13 protein-coding genes are annotated in these 22,276 nt (G+C 39.6%); 7 read left to right on the top strand and 6 right to left on the bottom strand.

Going from position 1 to position 22,276, the window contains the following annotated elements; genetic code table 11:
- Window positions 1-145: 145 nt before the first annotated feature.
- The 7 genes from kdpF to ACOVQ4_RS09165 all read left to right on the top strand — a co-directional run bounded on the left by kdpF (window position 146) and on the right by ACOVQ4_RS09165 (window position 8,962).
- Entirely contained in the window at window positions 146-226 is an 81-nt protein-coding gene (kdpF, locus tag ACOVQ4_RS09195; protein WP_095164260.1) for a K(+)-transporting ATPase subunit F, read from the top strand.
- Between the two features lie 63 nt (window positions 227-289).
- A complete protein-coding gene (gene kdpA, locus ACOVQ4_RS09190; RefSeq protein ID WP_421820357.1) occupies window positions 290-1,987 on the top strand; it encodes a potassium-transporting ATPase subunit KdpA in 1,698 nt (565 codons plus the stop codon).
- 46 nt (window positions 1,988-2,033) lie between these two features.
- Window positions 2,034-4,058 (top strand): potassium-transporting ATPase subunit KdpB, encoded by a 2,025-nt coding sequence (kdpB, locus tag ACOVQ4_RS09185; RefSeq protein WP_421820356.1) that lies wholly within the window; start codon window positions 2,034-2,036, stop codon window positions 4,056-4,058.
- Between the two features lie 195 nt (window positions 4,059-4,253).
- Entirely contained in the window at window positions 4,254-4,805 is a 552-nt protein-coding gene (kdpC, locus tag ACOVQ4_RS09180) for a K(+)-transporting ATPase subunit C (RefSeq protein WP_421820355.1), read from the top strand.
- Between the two features lie 171 nt (window positions 4,806-4,976).
- Window positions 4,977-6,047 carry a porin gene (locus tag ACOVQ4_RS09175; RefSeq protein ID WP_421820354.1) on the top strand — a complete coding sequence of 357 codons (1,071 nt, stop codon included), beginning with the start codon at window positions 4,977-4,979 and terminating at the stop codon, window positions 6,045-6,047.
- A gap of 108 nt (window positions 6,048-6,155) precedes the next feature.
- Window positions 6,156-7,274: a sensor protein KdpD gene (locus ACOVQ4_RS09170; RefSeq protein WP_421820353.1), complete on the top strand. Its 1,119-nt coding sequence runs from the start codon at window positions 6,156-6,158 to the stop codon at window positions 7,272-7,274.
- Complete coding sequence (locus ACOVQ4_RS09165; protein ID WP_421820352.1) at window positions 7,271-8,962, top strand: ATP-binding protein; 1,692 nt, start codon at window positions 7,271-7,273, stop codon at window positions 8,960-8,962. The genes ACOVQ4_RS09170 and ACOVQ4_RS09165 overlap by 4 nt, the downstream gene beginning before the upstream one ends.
- A 270-nt stretch (window positions 8,963-9,232) precedes the next feature.
- Here the strand turns inward: ACOVQ4_RS09165 and ACOVQ4_RS09160 are convergent, their stop codons facing one another.
- The 6 genes from ACOVQ4_RS09160 to ACOVQ4_RS09135 form a co-directional block, all read right to left on the bottom strand.
- Window positions 9,233-12,505 carry a glycosyl hydrolase gene (locus tag ACOVQ4_RS09160; protein ID WP_421820351.1) on the bottom strand — a complete coding sequence of 1,091 codons (3,273 nt, stop codon included), beginning with the start codon at window positions 12,503-12,505 and terminating at the stop codon, window positions 9,233-9,235.
- Window positions 12,506-12,811: 306 nt separating this feature from the next.
- Window positions 12,812-14,935, bottom strand: a complete 2,124-nt coding sequence (locus tag ACOVQ4_RS09155) for a PQQ-binding-like beta-propeller repeat protein (protein WP_421820350.1) — start codon at window positions 14,933-14,935, stop codon at window positions 12,812-12,814.
- A 357-nt stretch (window positions 14,936-15,292) separates the two neighbouring features.
- Window positions 15,293-16,486 carry an MFS transporter gene (locus ACOVQ4_RS09150; RefSeq protein WP_421820349.1) on the bottom strand — a complete coding sequence of 398 codons (1,194 nt, stop codon included), beginning with the start codon at window positions 16,484-16,486 and terminating at the stop codon, window positions 15,293-15,295.
- A 26-nt stretch (window positions 16,487-16,512) separates the two neighbouring features.
- A complete protein-coding gene (locus ACOVQ4_RS09145) occupies window positions 16,513-17,391 on the bottom strand; it encodes an alpha/beta hydrolase family esterase (RefSeq protein WP_421820348.1) in 879 nt (292 codons plus the stop codon).
- A gap of 108 nt (window positions 17,392-17,499) precedes the next feature.
- A complete protein-coding gene (locus ACOVQ4_RS09140; RefSeq protein WP_421820347.1) occupies window positions 17,500-18,933 on the bottom strand; it encodes a glycoside hydrolase family 1 protein in 1,434 nt (477 codons plus the stop codon).
- Between the two features lie 46 nt (window positions 18,934-18,979).
- Window positions 18,980-21,814, bottom strand: a complete 2,835-nt coding sequence (locus tag ACOVQ4_RS09135) for a TonB-dependent receptor domain-containing protein (protein ID WP_421820346.1) — start codon at window positions 21,812-21,814, stop codon at window positions 18,980-18,982.
- Window positions 21,815-22,276: the final 462 nt, after the last annotated feature.

Genomic DNA, 22,276 nt, shown 5'->3' with positions numbered 1-22,276 from the left:
ACACCTAGTAGCAAAGAACAATTAAAAACCCTAACAAAATGCTACTTACCATCATTCTCGTGCTTTTAGGTCTTTTGGCCTTCTATCTATTCGATTGGACGATAGATTTTTTTGAAAAAATTTAATACACAAAACCCTATTCATCATGATGACTCTATTGCTGGTTTTATCCATCGCCGTTTTTGGCTATCTGTTTTATGTTTTATTGAAACCTGAAAAATTTTAGCCCAACAATCAACTATCGCAATTGTAGGAAAACGCTCAATTTTGAAAATCCCTATTACCCAACATGGAAACTGATTTATTAGGCATCATTGCCACCTTTGTACTGACAATTTTACTGGCATGGCCTTTAGGAAAATACATTTCTGCCATTTATACAGGTGCTCCGCATTGGAGCGACAAAATATTTGGAGGCATAGAAAGACTTTTTTATAAAATTGGCGGAATCAATCCCAAGCTCGAAATGACATGGCAAGAAAGTTTGAAAGCGCTTTTGAGTATCAACCTCATTTGGTTTTTGTTCGCTATGTTTATTTTGATGAACCAAGGATGGCTTCCGTGGAATCCCGACCATAATCCTTCTATGTCGCCCGATTTAGCTTTTAATACGGCGGTATCATTTTTGGTAAACTGTAACTTACAACATTATTCAGGCGAAACAGGTATGTCCTATTTAGGACAAATCACCTGCTTGATGTTTTTACAATTTGTGACAGCCGCAACAGGTATGGCTGCTTGTGCTGTGGTGTTCAAAGCAATGCGTGAGCAAACAAGCCAAAAACTAGGTAACTTCTACACCTATTTCATTCAATCGAACACACGTATTTTGTTACCGTTAGCTTTGATTGTAGCAAGTTTGCTTCTTTTCGAAGGCGTTCCGATGAACATTGAGGGCAAAGCCAGCATTCACACATTGGAGGGAAATGCCGTACAAGTGGCTCGTGGACCAGCAGCAGCGATGGTCGCTATCAAGCAGTTAGGTACTAACGGCGGTGGTTTCTTTGGTGCAAACTCTAGTCACCCACTCGAAAATCCAACCTATTGGAGCAATGCCATTGAAAGTATTAGCATTATCCTGATTCCCATTGCAATGGTCTTTGCCTTAGGATTTTATCTCAATCGTAAAAAATTAGCTTGGGTAATTTTTGGGGTAATGACCGTAGGTTTCTTGGCGCTTATAGCTCCTGCCTTATATTTCGAATGGCAAGGTAATCCAGCTGTTGACCACTTGGGCGTTGCTCAAACTTTGGGAAATATGGAAGGAAAAGAAACTCGTTTTGGGACAACTCTTTCTACTTACTGGGCTATTATTACAACGGTTACCTCTAACGGTTCGGTCAATGCGATGCACGACAGTTTGATGCCATTAACGGGCATGAGCGCGCTACTTGGCATGATGATCAATGCACTTTATGGAGGCGTAGGTGTAGGTTTTCTTAACTTTTATGTATTCATCATCATTGCCGTATTTATTGCAGGTTTGATGGTAGGTCGTACGCCTGAATTGTTTGGGAAAAAGATTGAAGCACGAGAAATGAAAATTGCCACGCTCATCGCACTTTTACACCCTTTCTTGATTTTGCTAGGAACAGCTATAGCATCTTACGTAGCACATCAAAAACCCGATATTGGTTGGCTCAATAACCCAGGATTTCATGGCTTCTCAGAAATGCTTTATGAATACACCTCATCTGCTGCAAACAACGGTTCAGGTTTTGAAGGATTAGGCGACAATACACCATTCTGGAATATCTCGACAGGTATTGTCCTGATTTTGAGTAGATATATCCCCATTATTGGTCCAGTGGCTATTGCAGGAATTTTGGCTAAGAAAAAGCATATTCCCTCTGGTGCAGGAACTTTACAGCTTGATACCCTAACATTTGGGATACTAATGTTTGCCGTAATTTTAATCCTAGTAGCCCTTGCCTTCTTCCCTGCCCTAACGCTCGGTCCATTAGCAGAACATTTTTCTTTGAAATAAAAACTTGAGTTCAGATAAATTTTTATCCAAACACTCAATCAATAATATGAAAACGACATCCAATGCGCTTTTTACCCAAAAAATGGTAAAAGAAGCTTTATCAGCAGCATTTTCAAAACTCAGTCCCAAACAAATGTACCACAACCCCGTCATGTTTACGGTTGAAATCGGTACGGTGGTGATGTTTTTGGTAAGTATTTATAGTATTTCTCAGCCCGACCAAGGTTCGTTTGTCTATAACGCTATCGTATTTTTTGTGCTTTTTTTGACCTTATTATTTGCCAATTTTGCCGAGGCTATCGCCGAAGCACGTGGCAAAGCACAAGCAGAATCTTTACGTAAAACGCGTGAGGAAACGCCAGCCAAATTGCTCAAAAACGACCAAATACAATCGGTAAGCTCTTCAAGTTTGACCAAAGGAGATGTATTCATTTGCGAAGCAGGCGATATCATCCCAAGCGATGGTGAGATTATTGAAGGCTTGGCTACTATAGACGAATCAGCCATTACGGGTGAGTCTGCGCCTGTGATTCGTGAAGCAGGTGGTGATAAATCCTCGGTAACAGGTGGTACAAAAGTACTTTCTGATAAAATCAAAGTACGAGTTACGACACAACCTGGTGAGAGCTTTTTGGATAAAATGATTGCTTTGGTTGAAGGTGCTTCTCGCCAGAAATCACCCAACGAAATCGCCTTGACTATCTTGTTAGCTGGTTTTACCTTAATTTTTATCATCGTATGTGTAAGTCTAAAGCCATTTGCTGACTATGCCAATACGCCGATTACGATTGCGGCTTATATCTCTCTTTTTGTATGTCTGATTCCGACTACGATTGGCGGACTTTTATCAGCCATTGGTATCGCAGGGATGGACAGAGCATTGCGTGCCAATGTGATTACCAAGTCGGGGAAAGCCGTTGAAACAGCGGGAGATATTGATGTTTTATTATTGGACAAAACAGGTACCATCACCATCGGTAACCGTAAAGCCACCCATTTTTACCCAGCACCTAATCAAAAAACCGAAGATTTTGTTGAGGCGGTAGTTCTAAGCTCATTGGTAGATGAAACCCCAGAAGGGAAATCGGTTATAGAATTGGCTAGTCAAATTGGCTATACAATTCCTAAATTGCCAATGGAAGCCAAAGCCATTCCTTTTACCGCCGAAACTCGTGCTTCTGGTGTGGATTTAGGCAATATAAGTATCAGAAAAGGTGCTATGGATTCTATCAAAAATTGGGTTGAAAAAGCGGGAAATTCTTTTCCTGATGAGGTAGTGGAAAGAACCAAAAGTATTGCCAGTAATGGCGGTACACCTTTGGTAGTGGCTCAAAATCAGCAAGTTTTAGGTATTATTGAATTACAGGATATTATCAAAACGGGTATTCAAGAACGTTTTGAACGTTTGAGAAAAATGGGGGTAAAAACCGTAATGGTAACAGGTGACAACCCATTGACAGCCAAATATATTGCCCAAAAAGCTGGCGTTGATGATTTTATCGCAGAAGCAAAACCCGAGGATAAAATGAACTATATCAAAGCCGAGCAAGCCAGTGGTAAACTTGTAGCCATGATGGGTGACGGTACCAACGATGCCCCTGCCCTAGCCCAAGCCGATGTAGGCGTAGCGATGAACTCGGGTACTGCCGCAGCCAAAGAGGCGAGTAATATGGTAGATTTGGACAACGACCCAACCAAATTAATTGAAATCGTAGAAATAGGTAAACAATTATTGATGACGCGCGGTACGCTTACGACTTTCTCGATTGCCAATGACGTAGCCAAATATTTTGCGATTGTACCTGCTTTGTTTGTAGCAAGTATTCCAGCTCTGCAATCTTTGAATATCATGCGTTTGCATTCGCCTGAAAGTGCTATTTTGTCGGCAGTAATTTTCAACGCTATCATTATCCCAATTTTGATTCCATTGGCCTTGCGTGGCGTCAAATATCGACCAATTGGGGCTTCGGCTTTGTTACAACGTAACTTATTGGTCTATGGCTTTGGCGGCGTAATTGTACCTTTTATCGGTATCAAATTACTCGACATGCTGGTATCAGTTTGGTTTTAAATATGAATGAAGAATTGTGAGTTATGAATGTATTTTTTTTTAATCCATAATTCTTCATTCTCCCTTAGCTGTTTAACAAACTCTAAACTTCAATTTCAGCCCTCCAACTGAAGTTTGAATATCAAATTACACAATTGAGTAGGCAAAATTTTGTAGATTTCATCTTTTGCCTACTCAATTTAAAAAATTATTACCATGAAAAATCAACTTTTCACAGCCATCAAATTAAGCCTTGCTTGCTTTATTTTGTTGGTAGTTATATATCCCTTGGCAGTTTTGGGAATCACTCAATTTACACCCAATAAAGGCGATGTAGATTTTGTTAAAGTACGCGACAAAATTGTTGGTGTTAGACAAATAGGACAATCTTACACCCAAGCAAAATACTTTTGGGGGCGTCCTTCAGCGGTAAATTATGATGCAAGTGTATCGGGTGGTTCAAACAAAGGTCCTTCAAACCCTGATTATATTCAAACCGTTCAGGCTCGACGAGATACTTTTTTAGTACATAATCCAAGCGTTAAAGCCAACGAAATTCCAGCCGAATTATTAACGGCATCAGGGAGCGGACTTGACCCACATATTTCTTTACAAAGTGCTTTGATCCAAGTTGCTAGAGTAGCGAAAGCCAGAAATCATTCTACCGAAATTATTCAAAAAGTAGTCATGAATAGCCTCGAAAAATCTCCTGCAGGTACTCCTTTTGTGAATGTACTTGAACTTAATTTGGCTTTGGATAGATTGTGAGTGTTAATGTAGAATTGTGAGTTGTAAATTGTGAATAAGAAATTTCAAGTCCGTAACAGTTTGAAAACTGTTTCAATAAATAAGTCCAAGACTAAGTCTTGAACTAGTGTAAGTTCCTTTTAAAACAACTATGCCTGAGCCTCAATGGCTCAGGCAATTTGAAACAAAACCATGAAAAAATTATTATTGATTTGTGCCTCAGTGCTAATGTTTTTGAGTAAAGGATTGGCTCAAACAAACAACTCTACTATCACTTGGTCTGGATATGTGGATGCTTATTATGCCTATGATTTCAACCAACCCGACGATCATCTACGTCCTAGTTTTTTGTACAATCATAATCGTCATAATGAATTCAATATCAACCTAGCGTACATCAAAGGAGCCTATTCATCCACTCGTACACGTGCCAATTTAGCCATCATGGCAGGTACTTATGCCCAATATAATATGGCTGCCGAAAGTCCTTTATTACAGCATATTTTTGAAGCAAATGTTGGAATAAAATTAAGTCAAAAACACGACATTTGGCTCGATGCAGGGATTCTTCCTTCGCATATTGGTTTCGAAAGCGCTGTTTCAAAAGACTGTTGGACACTCACCAGAAGTATTTTAGCAGAAAACTCCCCTTATTACGAATCTGGCGCTAAACTGAGCTATACCAGTCCCAATCAGCAATGGACAGCTAGCGTATTGGCACTGAATGGTTGGCAACGCATCAAACGACTTGATGGAAATCAAACTGTTAGCTTGGGAACGCAAATTACTCATAAGCCCAACGAAAATTTAACACTTAATTGGAGCACCTATTATGGCAATGAAGGAATAAATAATATCAGTCAAAAACGTTATTTCTCAAACTTGTATGCTATTTATCAACATGAAAAATGGGGATTCATCGCTGGTTTTGATTACGGTTCTCAGCAAAAAGTAAATACAGATGGTTACAATAATTGGTACTCGCCTGTGGCGATTGTCCGTTATCAATTAGCTCCCAAAATGCGTCTAGCAGCTCGATACGAATATTATCAAGACAAAAATGGAGTCATTATTTCAACAAATACCCCTGAAGGCTTTCAAGTAACAGGTTATTCGCTCAACTGGGATTATCAAGTAGCCGAAAATGCTGTTTTCAGAATAGAGGCAAAAAACTATCATGCCAATTCAGCCATTTTCACCGAAAAATCCCAACCTAAAAATGACAATTTAGCCATTACCAGCTCAATTGCGGTGCAGTTTTAATTTTATCAGGGACAAAGGGAACAGGCACAAAGTGGCAAAGTGTCTAATAGATTTTCTTCACTTTGTGCCTTTGTGCCTTTAATACTGTTCCCTATAAATACAACCTTTATGTCCGACTCAAATACTGCCGCCTATTTCTTGGAACTGATTAGGGCGTCGAAAAGAGGAAAACTCAAAATATACATAGGAATGTGTGCAGGCGTAGGCAAAACCTATCGTATGCTTCAGGAGGCGCATAGTCTTTTGAAAAATGGGGTAGATGTCAAAATTGCTTTTGTCGAAACGCATCTTCGAGCCGAAACCCATGCCTTGCTCGATGGTTTGCCAATCATTCCGAGGCGACAGTTATTTTATAAGGGCAAATTGTTGGAAGAAATGGATTTGGAAGGCGTTTTGCGTATTCATCCAGAAGTGGTGATTGTCGACGAACTCGCTCATAGCAATATAGAAGGTTCGAAAAACGAAAAGCGCTGGCAAGATGTGGTGCAATTGCTAGACGCAGGAATCAATGTGATTTCGGCAGTAAATATTCAGCATATCGAAAGTTTAAACCAAGAAATTAAACAAATAACCGAGGTTGAAGTCACCGAAAGAATTCCTGATGCGATTTTACAACAAGCCAACGAGGTAGTAAATATTGACCTTACTGCCGACGAATTAATTGACCGACTCAAACAGGGAAAAATATATGAGCCTGCCAAAATTGAAACAGCACTCAAAAATTTCTTTCAGTCTGCTCATATTCTTCAATTGCGAGAACTAGCACTCAAAGAAGTGGCGCATCAGGTAGAACGAAAGGTGATTCATGAAGTTAGCGCCGTAAAGCTGAGTCCGCAACGATTTTTGGCTTGCATAAGTTCTAATGCTCCCCGTGCCAAAATGATTATTCGAAAAACAGCCCGACTAGCTTCTTATTACGATGCCAAATGGTTTGTTTTGTATGTACAAGCCGAAAGTGAAGCAGGCGATAAAATCGATTTATCAGTACAAAGACACTTGATTAACAACCTCAAACTGGCCACGGAGCTGGGCGCGGAAGTAGTCAAAATCAAACACAACGATATTGGCTATACGATAATGAGTTTTGCAGAGCAGCAACAAATCTCAACGATATGCTTGGGCAAACCAATTATTGAAGGTTTTAGAGGTATAAAATCTGCCTACTTCTTTACCCAATTACTAAAAAAATTATCTTCGAGTCCGATTGATTTAATATTACTGTCATGACTATCAAAACCAAATTACAACTAGGGCTTTTGTTTTTATTCGGGGTAATCGTCTTGCTTGGTGGCATGGGCATGTATTATCTCAATCAGCTCAAAGAAGAATCTGCCAATATCCTTACAGATAACTATGAATCAATTAGTTATGTCCAAAAAATGCAAGAAAGTCTTGATCTCAATACTCAGACAGATAGCTTGGCGATGATTACATTTGAAAAAAATCTTCAACAACAAGAAAAAAACCTGACCGAAAAAGGTGAAAAAGAAGAAACCATCGAATTAAGAAAAGTTTGGAATTTGTATAAAACTCAGAATAATACGCAATTTCTACCAAGTATAAAAGCCCATCTTTTTGAGATAGCAACCATTAACCAAAATGCTATTTTCAGAAAAAATGAAGCAGCACAAATGGTTTCTCAAGAGGCACTTAACTACTTGAAAATCATCACTATTACTTGTTTACTAATCTCTTTTACTTTCGTCATAAATTTTCCTGCCTATCTGGCCAGTCCTATCAAGCAACTCACCGAAGGGATTAGAGCCATTACTGCTAAAAACTATGAGCAAAGATTGCATTTTAGCTCGAATGATGAGTTTGGCGAATTGGCTACTGCATTTAACTTAATGGCACAAAAACTTGATGAATATGAGCATTCGAGTTTGGCTCAAATTCTTTCCGAAAAGAAAAGAATAGAGGCTATTATCAATAAACTGAATGATGCGGTGATTGGGCTAGACGACCATCAGCATATTCTATTTGTCAACTCCGTTGCTTTGGATTTACTACATATCAACCAAGAGGAATTGGTGGGAAAATCAGCCTTAGATGTAGCGCTTCAAAGCGATTTGATGCGAAGTTTATTAAATCATTCTACTGATAATCAGGAAATTAAAATATATACTGGTGGAAAAGAATCCTATTTCTCGAAAGAATGGATTTTAGTAGAAAATGAAGAAAAACTCTTAGGAAAAGTGATTATTCTCCAAAATATTACCAAATATCATGAGCTAGATGCTGCCAAAACAAACTTTATTGCTACGATTTCTCACGAACTCAAAACCCCTATTTCCTCTATCAAAATGAGTTTGTCTTTGCTCGAAAATCCCAAAATTGGAGAGCTGAATCCAGAGCAACAAGGACTATTACAAAATATCAAAGACGAAAGTCAACGCTTATTGGGTATCACTGGCGAGTTATTGGATTTAACACAGGTCGAAAGTGGTAAAATCAATTTGGCTTTTGAGGCTGTTTCGCCTATTCAAATTATTGATTATGCAAGTATGGCCGTTGGTTTTCAAGCACAACAAAAATCTATTGAATTCCAAATCGACCTTGCTCCTGCCCTTCCTCAAGTTTGGGCTGATGCCGAAAAAACCGCTTGGGTTTTAGTCAACCTCTTGACTAATGCCATTCGTTACAGCGAAGTACAGAGTAAAATTTTGATTTCTGTTGTTCAGGAACAAAATCAGGTGGTTTTTGGTGTACAGGATTTTGGGAAAGGAATAGAAGCCAAATACCTAGATCGGATTTTTGATAAATACTTCCAAGCGCCTAATAGTCCCAAAGGCACAGGTTTGGGCTTGGCGATTGCCAAACAATTTATCGAAGCACAACAAGGGCAAATACAAGTAAAATCAGAGTTTGGCCAGGGAGCGATTTTTCAATTTTCCTTACCGATTTATCAAGGGTAAATGCTTTGCGTCTTGAGCCGAGTAAGGCATAGAGTAGTAATATCAAACATGAGTCATCCCTAATTTAGTCATTTAGCAAATGAGTGATTATGTTAAAATTTAGATTCACCCAGTAGAGACGCAATGCTTGCGTCTCAAACCAAGTAAATCTAGCACAGTTTCATCAAAAAAGCGGTTGGAAAAATATTTTCCGACCGCTTTTTTGATGAAAACTTAGAGAATAAAACCAATCTTAAAATTTGATATGACTCGTGTTTATATCTAGCGATACTATTTCTTTTCAATCAATTTTACTGTTGTCAAAAGCCCCGAAGGCAGTAGAGGGGAGTTAGCTTGATAAAAAGGCATGGTTGTAAAAGTTGTTTTCACCTTTGTTTCAGGTTGAGCATCTCCAATCAGGCGATTTACCCAAAGGTTTGTTACCTTGATTGTCAGAGTATTATCCCCAACTTTTAAAGCCGAAGAAATATCTAATTTGAAAGGTTTTTTCCAAAGTAATCCAACACTTTTTCCATTAAGCCATACTTCTGCCATATTTTTCACCTCACCCAAATCCAACCAATATTGCGACCCAGTATTGATAGCAGAAACTGTAAATGCATTTTCATAAGTGGCTGTACCAGAGAAATATTTGATATCATTATCAGCATTTTCTGACCAAGAACCTAGTTGAGTTATATTAACGTTTTTCTCTCCAAAACTTACTTTCCAAGGGCTTGCAATAGTTGTTGTATTGACCTCTTTGAGTAGTGTCAAACTGTTTTGTGTTTGGTCTGTATTTTCTTTAAAAACAACAAAAATAGCATCCCAGGACTCAAAATGGATAGGAATGATAGTTCTTCCATCCTTGATTTGATAAGAAACTTTTTCGATAGTACCTGTTTGGGCATTCCATAGTTCAGGTGTTTTTCCTGTCACTCTAAAACTTATTGCGGCATCGGTTGGCTGTTCACTACGATTATTTAACCAATAAATTTCGGATTCGCCCGAGCGATGTCTGAACAAGATTTTATGATTAGTTTGAGTAATATGGACATCAGCCTGAGGAAAGACTTGTTTTGGGGCATCGTCCCAATTTTCGACCACATTGGTCTTTCTCCAAATTTCATTTACCAATTTTTGGAACTCCAATTCACTATCTGATAAAGTTGGTGATTTCAAAGGCTTTTTACCAATAATCAATATGCCTACATCCGCCAACTGTTTGATTTTACGAAGCGTTTCAATGGTAATATATTGCGAATTATCGTCAATTTTTAAGACCGAATATTGGTTTCCAGCCAAAGAAACCAACTTTCCATTTTTAGCTGAAATAGCATCTTTCAGGGCTGAGGCGTTCACAAAATCAAACTCATATCCTTTTGGAATAGTCGGTAATTGTTGCTGACATACAGAGGTAACATTTTGGTTTTCAGCATAGTAGTATAAAATATCAGCAATATTTCTTCCTTGTTGTAATAAATAGCAACTTCTTCCTAAATATTCCATCCAAGCCTTTCCACCTTGCTCTGACCAAGTTTCGTGGCGAGTAAAATATTGTCCAAATGGTCCAAGAGAAAACCCTGGTTTTTTGTCATCCAATGGTTGATGCACAGAAGTATGAATCACAAAGCGATTCAAGCCCGAAGCCATTTCCAAATCGGCAGTACGTTTTAATTTTTCAGGATGAAAACTAAAAGCATTTCCAACCGAAGTCATAGACTCGGCAGCCACAATAGGTTTGCCATAAATATTGGCTACCGACGCAGACTCGCGAATATCAGCTTCGCTTCTTGGTTCTTCTTCTGAGCCACCTGCCAAACTACCTGGCGTCCACATGGCCGACATAGGAATATCAGCATTCTTTTTCACGTCCATACCATCGGCTAAATAAATACGCTTATTTTCATGCGATTCGGTATAGCGTTTCATTCCACGCTTTTTTAGCTCCTCTCCTATCACATCATAATGGTTTTCAGCTATCAATTCACCGATTGTTTTTCTAAAATCCCATAAAAATCGTTCACTAGCTTCAACATTTTTGACCACACGACCCGCCAGCACTGGAATCCAGTTTTTGATGTCATATCCTCTTCTTTTTTGAAATTCTTCAGGAAAAGCCTTTGTCCAAGTCATGTGTCCTGCTTCATAACTATCCAAAATCATATATTGCAAACCCTTAGCCCCCATCTGTCCGCCAGTAGCCTCCTTATACATGTCAAGATAGGTATTAATGTATTTTCGAACTGCCTCTTTATCAAGTTTATCCACCTCTAAGCCCGTAGCTTCAGGAGAAGCTGGGTGATTTTGACGGCCCGTCAACGAGTATCCAAATCTCATGATAACCCATTCTCCAGCAGGGACTTGCCATTGAATTGTACCGTCATTGGTCATTTTTGAAGTTAAATCAATAACCTCTGTTGGTAAAATTACATCTGAGGTATTTTGGGTAGAAAAAGGCGTTTCTTTCCATGGAGTAAAACCAGCTTTATCCTCAAACTGATCGATTCTATCAGTGCTATACAACACAAATTCAGCGAGATTTACTCCCTCAGGTTTAGCGGCTTCGGTATTTCCCAACATCTCTCCAAAAATATTAGGTGTTGGCGGTAAGGTTTTGTAAGCCAATCGCCAATATTTAGCTGTTGTTGCTGGAAAAGAAATGGTATTATGCGGCACAATGCTTCCCGAAACTTTGGCAATTTCCTTAAAAGTAATACCATCTTGGCTTACTTGTAGGCTCCTATTGGTGGGTCCACCTTCAAACTCCTCTAAAGGCGTATGCACAGCACCTGATACTGAGAAAGCTTTAAAAGTTTGAGGTTTTTCAAACTCATACTGTACCCACATATCTTGTCCAATCTCGGTAGGTGGCAAAAATGAAGATTTATCTAAATCATTGTCAGTCAAATTTTTAAGAGAAAAACTTCCACCGCTGGAGCTTACTTTTGGATTGAGTTTGGTAAAATCCGTGTCTGCTTTGGGCCTTTTAAACGCAATGACTAATGCATCTTGATAATACTTGGGTAATATATCAGGAACACCCCCCGTCAACGAACTTACAGCGCTAGGTACATTCCCAAATTTTCCTGTGATATCGGGAGGTTGTGGGAGTTTTCCTGTAAAATTTTTACCCCCTGATACGGTTATTTCAGTCCACACATATTTCTTCATCCCATCCTCAGGTTTTACCCAAGGCCCCCCCGTCACACTCCAACCAGGTGAACCAGCAATTGCCATTTCAAGGTTATTTTGAATCGCCAAATTGGTCGTAAACTGAAAAGCATCCTTCCACTCAGGCGTCATAAATACCAATTTTTGAGGTACGATTTGAGGCGTAAATAGATTAGCATCAAAATTTTGAAATCCCCCAATTCCTATGCGTTTCATCCAATCTAGGTCTTTTTGGATACCAGTCTTGGTCACATTGCCATTCATCCAATGCCACCAAACTCTTGGTTTGGCATCGTTTGGAATGGTTTGAAAATCAGCCTTATTTTGGGCAAAGGAATCCCATGCACATAGTCCGAAGGCTATGGCTAACATTTTACGATAATGATACATAGTTCTATTGTTTTTGAAATTGTTAGGAACGACGAATCAATTTCAAGGTTTTACTAAGTTTAATATTTAGTTTGTACTTTCGGCAATGGGCTTTGGACAAAAGTAAGTAGCAGGAAAGATTAAATTAATAGTATCTTAAAGGTAAAAATTAAGATTAACCTTTTGATTATTAACATATTACAATTACTGATATACTGTTAACCAATAATGTTTTCCTACTTACTTAGGTCTGTGTTTATTCAAAATAGTTTAAAAACTCTTTGCCTAGTGCCTGTTGCCCATTGCCTAAAACAGAGCGCCGAATGCCTATTGCTTAGCGCGTGCTAATGCAAAGGCTACATAAAGATTACCCTTGGGAGTACCCAACTTTGTGCCCCCACAAGCCAGAACGATATACTGCTTGCCGTTCACCGCATAGGTCGAAGGTGTGGCAAAAGCGGCGGCTGGCAATTGAGTTTCCCATAAAAGCTTACCCGTATGTTTGTCGAAAGCTCTAAAAAAACCATCCTTGGTAGCCGCAATAAACAACAAACCACTTGCTGTGACTACAGGACCACCATAATTTTCGACGCCTGTATTTTTAATACCTTGTTTGGCGAGCATAGGCTCAAAACCCAAAGGAATTTGCCATTTAAACTCACCTGTATTCAAATCTACTGCCGTTAACTGCCCCCAAGGTGGTGCAATCGCTGGCAAGCCACGATTATCCAAAAACTTGTTGTACCCATCACTTTTGAAAGGAATATAAGGCTCATTATCTGTTTGATTTGAGGCACTTACTTCTTTTTTCTCTTCTCCTAGCAAAAACGAAACGATGGCTTGCTTGTCATTTGCCGAGATAGCCGTAAAACCGGGCATCATTCCTTTTCCAGTACTAATAATTCGGTTGATATAGGCTTTATCGTATTTCTTTTCTATGCCCAACAAAGATGGGTAATTACTTTTAGGATTTCCCATTCGGTCTTTGCCATGACAAGCCGAGCATTGAGAATAATACAATCTCTCTCCTGCGGTCATCTGACTCAATTGAGCTTTTTTGGGTGTTTCGATCATTTTGAGAATCCAAGCCATTTCATTGGAATTTACATATAGAGTTCCTTCTGGATCGGCTGCTGCGCCGCCCCACTCAGCTCCTCCATCATAGCCAGGTAATAGCAATACGCCTGTTTTATTGCCCGGTTGATATATGGCTGTTTTGAGTTTTCTCAATTCTTTTATCAGCTCTTCTCGATTCTCAGCATACGGACTTATCTGGGCTTCAGTAATTGTATTAGCTTGTCGAGCGTAAGGCTTTGGCTTACTTGGAATCGGCTGGGTTGGCGATGTTATTTCTCCTGCTAGGCTTGATTTGGGCACAGGAATCTCATTAATCGGGAAAATCGGTTTTCCAGTTTTACGCTCAAATACATACACATATCCCTGTTTGGTTACCTGCGCTACAACGTCAATCTTTTTGCCTTTTTGTGTAATGGTCAACAAATTGGGAGGTGCTGGCAAGTCTCTATCCCAAATATCATGGTGTGTTGTTTGAAAATGCCAAATACGTTTGCCTGTACGAGCATCAAGTGCCAATAAACAGTTGGAAAAAAGATTATTTCCCTTTCTATTTCCTCCATAAAAATCATACGCTGCCGAACCCGTTGGTACGAATACAATACCATTTTCTTTGTCGACCGCCATTCCTGCCCAGTTATTGGCACCTCCGATTTCTTTATTTTGGTAGGCATTTTTAGGAAAAGTTTGGTAGCCAAATTCATTTGGATAAGGTATCGTATGAAAAGTCCAAACCAATGCACCAGTCTTCACATCAAATGCTCTGATATCGCCTGGGGCAGCATCTGCACCTTCCGATAAACGCACGGGCATAATAATCAAGTCTTCGAAAACCGTCCCGGGAGTGTTAGAAATGATAAATTTGTTTTGAGCGATTTCTGGTAACCCTTTATGCAAATCGATTTTACCATTCTCGCCAAAACTATCAATTGGTTTACCCGTATTGGCATCCAAAGCCCACAAACTTGGTCCGGTGGTAAATAGAATTCTTTTGTCGTCTCCTTTTTGCCAATATGATACGCCTCGGCTGGTACTCGACCAATGCTTGAGCGGATCGCCAAATTTCCATAATTCTTTACCCGTAGCGGCATCCAAGGCAAAGGCTTGCACCGAAGCACTCACACCATACAGCACGCCATCGATGATTAGAGGGTTTACCTGCATTTGGCCTGAGTCGGGAAGCGAATATGTCCATGCTATTTTTAGCTGACTCACATTTTCAGGCGTAATCTGTCGCAAGGTCGAATAATGATTGCGATTTGAGCCACCGAGGTAGTCGCTCCAATCATTTTCTGTTCCCTGATTTTTATTTATCCATGCCCAACTTAGCATAGCTATAACTGAGAGCAGGGAAAAACTAAGGATTCTGATTTTCATAGATTTGATAGTAAAAACTTGGGGTTATTGTTTACTCGATTACCAACAAAGGTATATTTTATCCTAAAAAAATTATACTTATTTATTGGTGGATTCTTTCTAAACTAATCAATAACAAGTTTATACAACCCAGATATGAATCAATCATCTAAAACAATTGTAGATTTGGAATTTCTGATTTCGGAAATATTGAAAAATGCGCTCATTTTTAAAAAACATAGGGTTAAAGAAAATCACACTTCCGCAATCCAATATCGTTTGATATAGTCATTGATTTTTTTAAAACAGTTTAAAACTGTTTTAAAAAGTAAGTTCAAGACTTAGTCTTGAACTAGGAACTTCATTTTTGTCCAATATCTATTTTTCTAACTGAGGTTTTTCTTGTAATTGTGTTACAAAAATTAATCCCAGTATAGCCAATAATCCCGAAACACCTAAAAATGCACCGGGGTTGATTTGGTCGGAAAGAATACCTGCCAATGCTGGAATAAGCACACCTCCTACGATTTCGCCTACACCCATAATCAAGCCCATCGCTTTGGCTCTCAAATGTGCTGGCACTGCTTCGGAGGGTATAACGGCGGCAACCATGGCCAAACAGCCCATCATAAAATACGTAACAAACATGGCGGGCAATTGTAGTGCCGAACCCGCCAAAGCATATACGGCAAGCGGATACAATACACCCAATGCCATGAATACAAACATGACGGGCTTACGTCCTATTTTGTCGGAAAGAGCAGGTACAATAATCGACGAGAGTAAGCCCGATACGCCCAAAAGTCCCATGGTTTTTCCCATTTCGTCGGGTGTCATGCCTTGCACGGTGACAAAGTATTTTGAAATAAAAGGCAAGGTAGCAAACCACCACCCAAATACACAACAGGCCACAGCGATGCCCCAACGCACATTGTTGTATTGCCAAAGTTCTTGGATATTGATGCTTTTCTCTTGTTTTACACTGATACTTTCGGCCGTTGAAGCCTTGATATAACGCCATGCCAACAAGCCTAATACAAGCCCCGGTACACCCGCCACATAAAAAGCATCACGCCATCCGATTTGTTCGGCTATTTTTACCAAAACTACTGGCGCTAAAATAGACCCAAACAAAGCCGAGCCTACGCCTTGCAAAATACCAGCATTTAGCCCCAAACGATGAGGAGATGATTCTTTTTCTACAAAATTTTGTGCCAAAGGTATCACCGCTCCTTCCGAAAAGCCCATCAATAAACGAGCAGCAAACAAGGTAACGAAACTACTTGCCATACCCGACCCTACCGAACACAAAGAAAAAACACCTACAGCTACTAAAAAAACAACTTTCTTTTTGGCATTGGCTTCTGCCCAAGCTGTTGAAAAATAGCTGGAAAAAGCCCAAGCCAACGACAACGCTCCTGCCAATAGCCCTATTTGGGTATCGCTCAAAGCCAAATCTTTGGCCACATACGGAATCAAAAAGTTGAGGGCTAATCTGTCAAAAAATAGACAGCCAAAGACCAAGGCCATCAAGGCTACTAAGCCGTTTTCGTAGGTAAGTATTTTTTTCATGGTTAAAAAGAGATAGTGCTATTTTGTCACTTGTTTCGTTGGAAAAACGCCCAAGCTTCCAGATAAACATCTATGTCGTTGGGATAATCGTGTTTTCCTCCAATCACCTTGAGCAGGGTTACTTCGGGTTTATGCTCGGTTTTGAATGTATATTTTTCGATGATTTTGCCGTCGCTTGGGTCAGTATCTGGCAATACCGTCATACTTGGCTGTTTGGTATATCCTGCCAAACCAGCCCAATATGCCAAAGTTCGCTCGGTAGAACGAACAAAGCCTAAGCTGATTTTTCCGCCCAATACAACCTCACCACCTTGATAAGGATTGATGGGGTCGAGTGTACCATTGATAATCATAACAGGCTTGGCAATTTTCTTTTCGGTACAATCAAAATTATTGGTATCGGGCAAGTTGGCAACAATGGCAGTGACGGCGCTAAACTTTTCGGGCATTGTAATGGCCAATTTGTAAGCCATGTGTCCGCCACCCGATGTTCCGATGGCATACACTTTCTTTTCATCAATCTCGTACTTTGATTTAAAATAGGCTATCATTTCACTGAAAAAAGCTTCTTCGTTGATATTCTCTGCATTAGCTGCCGACTGAGCCGTTTTTCTACACTCGTTCCAGTAGCGTTTGTAGCCATTCGGGTACACGAGCAAGATGTTTTCTTGTGGTGCGAGGGCTTCAATTTTGGCTGTAGGCAGGTTATTGCCATACTTTCTGATGAGCATTCCGTCGCCTTGCGAACCATGTAAAATAAAGACCAACGCCGCTTTGGGCTTGGCTACTGGTAGAAAATAGAAACTTCTATGATGATTTTCTATCAACAAAGAATCAGATAAAAGTTGTGCTTTCGCCTGTGCTACCCAGCCTAAACAAAACAATAAGACAAGTTTAATTTTCATATTTTTAGCTTTTATTGTAAAAAAGCAATTTACAGGGTTTTTAGACTTTATCATAACGAGATTTGGGTTGACGAAACCACTGCTGTCTATTGCGCTTGAGTAAGCCTTTTATAGTCCTTTGTACTTTTTAATCAACTGTTGATAGTCATAATAGCTTTGTTTAGGAATGCGTTCTTGGGTTTTGAAATCGACATAAATAAGCCCCAAACGCTTGGTATAACCCGATACCCATTCAAAATTATCCCAACCACTCCAAACCATATAGCCTCCTAGATTTACGCCTTCTCTTTTTGCCTTTATGGCCCAATCTATGTGACGTTTGATGTAATCGCTTCGCAAAGGGTCGTTTATTTTTCCATCTTTTACAACATCTTCTCCCGCAAAACCCGTCCCATTTTCGGTAATATACACCGTAGGGTTGCCATACTCTTTCTTCAAGCGTACAAGCATTTTGTACAGATATTCTGGCATAACAGGCCCAACATTCGACTTAATAGCATCGGGGTTGTTGTCGAGCCATTTCAACGACATAGCCGAATCTTCGCCTTTCACTACCGCAGGAGCATAGAAATTTATCCCCAAAAAATCGGGTTTATTGCGGGCTATGAAGGCCAAATCGCTGTTACTTGGCTGAAAACTAGGGTTGTATTTTGCCAAAGAGTCCATTGCCATTTGGGGGTATTTTCCTTTGTATAATGGGTCTAAAAACAAGCCATTAATCAAAATATCTTGAAAATTTGCGGCTTTTACATCGGCTGGATTATGGGCATTCCAAGCCGCGCCAGGATTTACATTCAGTACAATGCCTATGTGTCCTTTTAACTGTAAAGAATGATACAATTCAATAGCCTTAGCGTTGGCAATGAGTTGTCTATGAGCTTTTTGCATTTGACTCATATAGTATTCTTTAGGAGGAATATGCTTGTTTTCTTGTTCGTGCAACATATTTTCTACTAAAAAAAACTCAATGTAAGGCTCGTTGAACGTAATAAAATGCTTGACTTTTTTACCAAATCTTTTCATGACAATCGACGCATAATTGACATACCAATCAACCATAGCAGGATTGCCCCAACCGCCTTTTTGCATCAAAACGGCAGGATAATCGAAATGATAAATCGTCACGAATGGCTCTAAACCTGCCGCAAGCACATCGTCAATCAATTGGTCGTAATGGGCCAAGGCTTTTTCATTGACAGCCCCTGTACCATCGGGAATAATGCGACTCCAATCCAGAGAAAAGCGATAGGCATTTGCTCCCAGTTGTTTGAGCAAGGCCAAATCTTTGAGGTATTGGGGGCGGTCGTACATATTGATGGCCACATTACCCGTTTGTTTTTCTCCAATGATAAATTGTGTAATACCAACCTTATTGGTCAAAAAATCCCATTTCGATTCTCCTTTACCGTCGGTCTGATAAGCCCCTTCCACTTGGTAAGCTGCCGTGGCTACTCCCCAATAAAAGGGTTGTTTTTTTTGTCCGAAAGCTAAAATATTGATAAAAAGGAGTAAAAAGCCTAAATATATTTTTCGTTGTTTCATATTAATAAAATTGAAAAAGAGGTGAGATACACCTCTTTAAAGCATCTTAGAATTTATAGCTTAAAGTCAAGAAATAAGCTCTTGGCAGTATGGGAAGTGTAGCGTATATTGCCTGCGGATTGGCTTCAAGCATTGCTTTGGTAAATCCTTGTGTATCGAGTGCTGCTGGGAATCCGCCTGGGGCGGCCCATCCCATGATACCATAAGTATTGAAAATATTATTGACCGACATATTCACTTGAATATTTTTTTGGATTTTATAAGAGGCGTTCAAATCGAATGCGTGAAATGCTGGTAGTTCGAATGCATTCCCTACATTCGCCCATCTTTTACCCATGTATTGCCAAGTCAACGATGCCATGAATTTATCTGTATTGTAGGTTGGTGTAACCGTAAACATATTGGCAATATTATCGTTGTAATTCCCGTCGTAAGTTACTTTTTCGTCATCGGCAGCACCGTTTGTTTTAGCCAGCCACACCCCAAATTCTTTGGCTACGGAACTTTGCAAAATACCAACTACTCGGAGGTTAAAGTTTTTATTGAATACATAATTTCCTTCTAGTTCAACCCCTTTGGTTTCAATTTTTTGATATACCCTAGCAGGAGCATAGTAAGTAGCATCGGCATTTTGGAAAATCTGGAAATTCGGAATATTGCTCGCCAATGTATAAAAAGGCGTTACAAACATATTGAAGTTCTTTTTACGATATTTCAACCCTATTTCAGCCATCTTTATGCTCTGTGCCTCAACCGAAATATTTGATGTAAGTTGCTGATTAGCAATGTCCATGAAATAGCTCAAATCGGGTGTTTTACGCCCTTGTGAAAAACGTCCATAAACGGCCAATCCTTCATTAAAGGTATAATTTGCCCCCAATGAATACGATAATACATCACTAAAAGACAGCGTTTTATCGAAGTTTTGCTCTGGATTTTTCGTAAATATACGATTGTCATACAAGGTAGTAGCATTTCCATCAGCACCTGTTTGACTATCAGGGCTAACTCGTTTAGGTGTTGTAAAGCTCGAATTAATATTGAAATGTTCGGCCCTTATACCCCAGTCGATGTTGAGTTTGTCATTTACATCCCAATTATGTCCTAAAAAGATAGCCGTTTGTTTAATAGTTGCTTTATTGTCATATACGCCGCTACCGCCAAAGTTAGTTATCCCTGAAGGATTGGTTAGTTCAAATTGTTGTCCTGCCAAGTTGGTGTATTTAATGGCCACTGTTCTGGGTTGGTCTTCGATTGTGGCAAAGCTTTGTCCACCCGGAATCATTGTCATACGAGTAGCTTCTGTAAGCGAGTAATATACACCTCCTGTAAACGACATATTTTTCAGCTTTTTGGTAATGGTAGCTTGGTTGATTAGGTCGTTCATCGTTGACTCGTTGTATGGATTAGGGTTGTAGTAAACGGCATTAGGCAATACTGTGCTTCCTGGTAGTGATAAATTATTAGCAATGAGCCGTATTCCACCACCGGCTGGTGGCAACTGTTGTACTGTGCCATAGCTTTGCTTGGTAATAGGGTCAAAAAACTCGTATGTACCAAAACGAGCCACATTGCCACTCACACCATAAAAAGTCATTTGGTCAACTCTGAAAGGGAAAACAACACTTGTTGTTTGTGAAACAAAGTCTTTGTAGGCTAGTTTTAGGTTGTTATTAAAAGTCCATCCTTCTCCTAATGTTTGTTCCCAAGTAAGTCCAAAGGCTCTTTCATTAAATGCTTGTACCTTGCGTGTATCATATAAAATATCTTTTGATGCACCAGAAATAGCTTTCGGAATAACAAACTGTTGCGATTGAATAAGCGTAGAGCTCGTGTTGGTAAAGCTCCCTGCTGGACGAGGGTTTTGAAAATCGACAGTAGGCGTAAACTCAAACGGTGCGGTGTTATCGTCCAAGACTTTTACATAAAACTTCAACTGTCCTGACTTATAATTTTTCACAACATTGGCTTTTACTTGTCCACCATAACTCAGCGTATAGCCAGGGTATTTAGCACCATCGGCATTCCGATAAAAACCGCCTACGTTGTAAGTCCATGTTTTGTCTTTAGACAGAGGCCCTCCTACATTAAAATCCATTCTGTAGTAAGGGTTTTTGCCATTACCTTCTAATCCATAACGCCCTCTGACTTCTCCCTGAAAGGTTGTTCCTCCTGTTTTTGATACGTAATTAAATAGTCCTCCAGGAGCGTTAGGCCCCAAGATAGTTGCTGTTCCCCCTCTTACGGCCTCTACTTTGTTGATGGTGGCATCGGCTCGTAAATAGCCATCTGGTTGCAACAAGCCCGAAATACCTACCACTGGTAAGCCGTCTTCTTGCATAGACACATAAAAGAAACCACCGTTGTAGTTCAATCCTCTGGTGTAAATCGCGTTGCCTACCTCCCCTCTCGAAGAGTTTACATACACGCCTGGTACATTTTTGAGCAAATCGGTTGAGCTATTCGGTACTACATTTTCGATTTGTTTGGTATTAAGGGTCGAAATCGCTACAGAAGCATTCATCCTTGTCCGTTTGTCGAATACCCCCGTAACGATTACCTCATCGAGGTTTTCGGTAGCTTCGCTCAAGGTAATGTCAACCGTTTGGCGATTGCCTACCTGTATGGATTGACTTTGGTATCCTACAAAAGAAAATACTAAAGTTTGGTTGCTAGTCGCTTCTATACCAAACTTTCCACTCGCATCTGTAGTAGTACCCTTGCTAGTGCCTTTGATAGCAACACTTACACCGACCAATGCCTGACCTGTTGCCGAATTTACTGTTCCAGTGATTTTACGCTGCTGTGCAAAAACCGATAGGTTGACTAATGTCACCAGAAAAACAAAGAAAATTCTTTTCGTAAATGAATTTTTTCCCATTTTTTTGTAATTGTGTTTGAGTACTACATGGACCAAACCGCTTGTCCTCTGCTACTTCCCAAGGTTTTGGAGGACTTCTAGCTGATAGAACCTGACCGTTTTATCAGCTTTTTTTGTGATTCTACGATTCACATAGAGTATCACTTTATAACAGTTCGAATAATTTGTTGTACAAATCTAATTATATTAAAAGGGGAAAAATTAGCACAAAACGGTGTTTTATATGCAAAATCAGTTATTGAGAAAGAAATTCTTTCCTTGAGACGATTTTTTTGGAAGAATACACAGGTTGGATGATAAAAATACATTCCCAAATCACGATTGCTGCTTTGGGAAATCAGATGTGTATTGCACGAAGGAGTTCAAACAATTTTAGATTTAGGATTTCTGATTTCGGAAATAGAGTAAAATACCTTTATTTTTTTACAAAAATTAAAAGCTTACATTTCCGAAATCAGAAAG

This window comes from Flectobacillus sp. (genome assembly GCF_049240685.1).
Lineage (GTDB): Bacteria > Bacteroidota > Bacteroidia > Cytophagales > Spirosomataceae > Flectobacillus.
Note: the sequence above shows the minus strand (reverse complement) of the source record. Positions and strands in the feature narration are given on the sequence as shown.

Bases quoted from the DNA above. Each gene is read 5' to 3' on its own strand.
- ACOVQ4_RS09135 (WP_421820346.1), bottom strand. From the start codon at position 21,814: ATGGGAAAAAATTCATTTACGAAAAGAATTTTCTTTGTTTTTCTGGTG.
- ACOVQ4_RS09150 (WP_421820349.1), bottom strand. From the start codon at position 16,486: ATGAAAAAAATACTTACCTACGAAAACGGCTTAGTAGCCTTGATGGCC.
- kdpA (WP_421820357.1), top strand. From the start codon at position 290: ATGGAAACTGATTTATTAGGCATCATTGCCACCTTTGTACTGACAATT.
- ACOVQ4_RS09140 (WP_421820347.1), bottom strand. From the start codon at position 18,933: ATGAAACAACGAAAAATATATTTAGGCTTTTTACTCCTTTTTATCAAT.
- kdpF (WP_095164260.1), top strand. From the start codon at position 146: ATGATGACTCTATTGCTGGTTTTATCCATCGCCGTTTTTGGCTATCTG.
- ACOVQ4_RS09155 (WP_421820350.1), bottom strand. From the start codon at position 14,935: ATGAAAATCAGAATCCTTAGTTTTTCCCTGCTCTCAGTTATAGCTATG.
- kdpC (WP_421820355.1), top strand. From the start codon at position 4,254: ATGAAAAATCAACTTTTCACAGCCATCAAATTAAGCCTTGCTTGCTTT.
- kdpB (WP_421820356.1), top strand. From the start codon at position 2,034: ATGAAAACGACATCCAATGCGCTTTTTACCCAAAAAATGGTAAAAGAA.
- ACOVQ4_RS09175 (WP_421820354.1), top strand. From the start codon at position 4,977: ATGAAAAAATTATTATTGATTTGTGCCTCAGTGCTAATGTTTTTGAGT.
- ACOVQ4_RS09165 (WP_421820352.1), top strand. From the start codon at position 7,271: ATGACTATCAAAACCAAATTACAACTAGGGCTTTTGTTTTTATTCGGG.
- ACOVQ4_RS09170 (WP_421820353.1), top strand. From the start codon at position 6,156: ATGTCCGACTCAAATACTGCCGCCTATTTCTTGGAACTGATTAGGGCG.
- ACOVQ4_RS09145 (WP_421820348.1), bottom strand. From the start codon at position 17,391: ATGAAAATTAAACTTGTCTTATTGTTTTGTTTAGGCTGGGTAGCACAG.
- ACOVQ4_RS09160 (WP_421820351.1), bottom strand. From the start codon at position 12,505: ATGTATCATTATCGTAAAATGTTAGCCATAGCCTTCGGACTATGTGCA.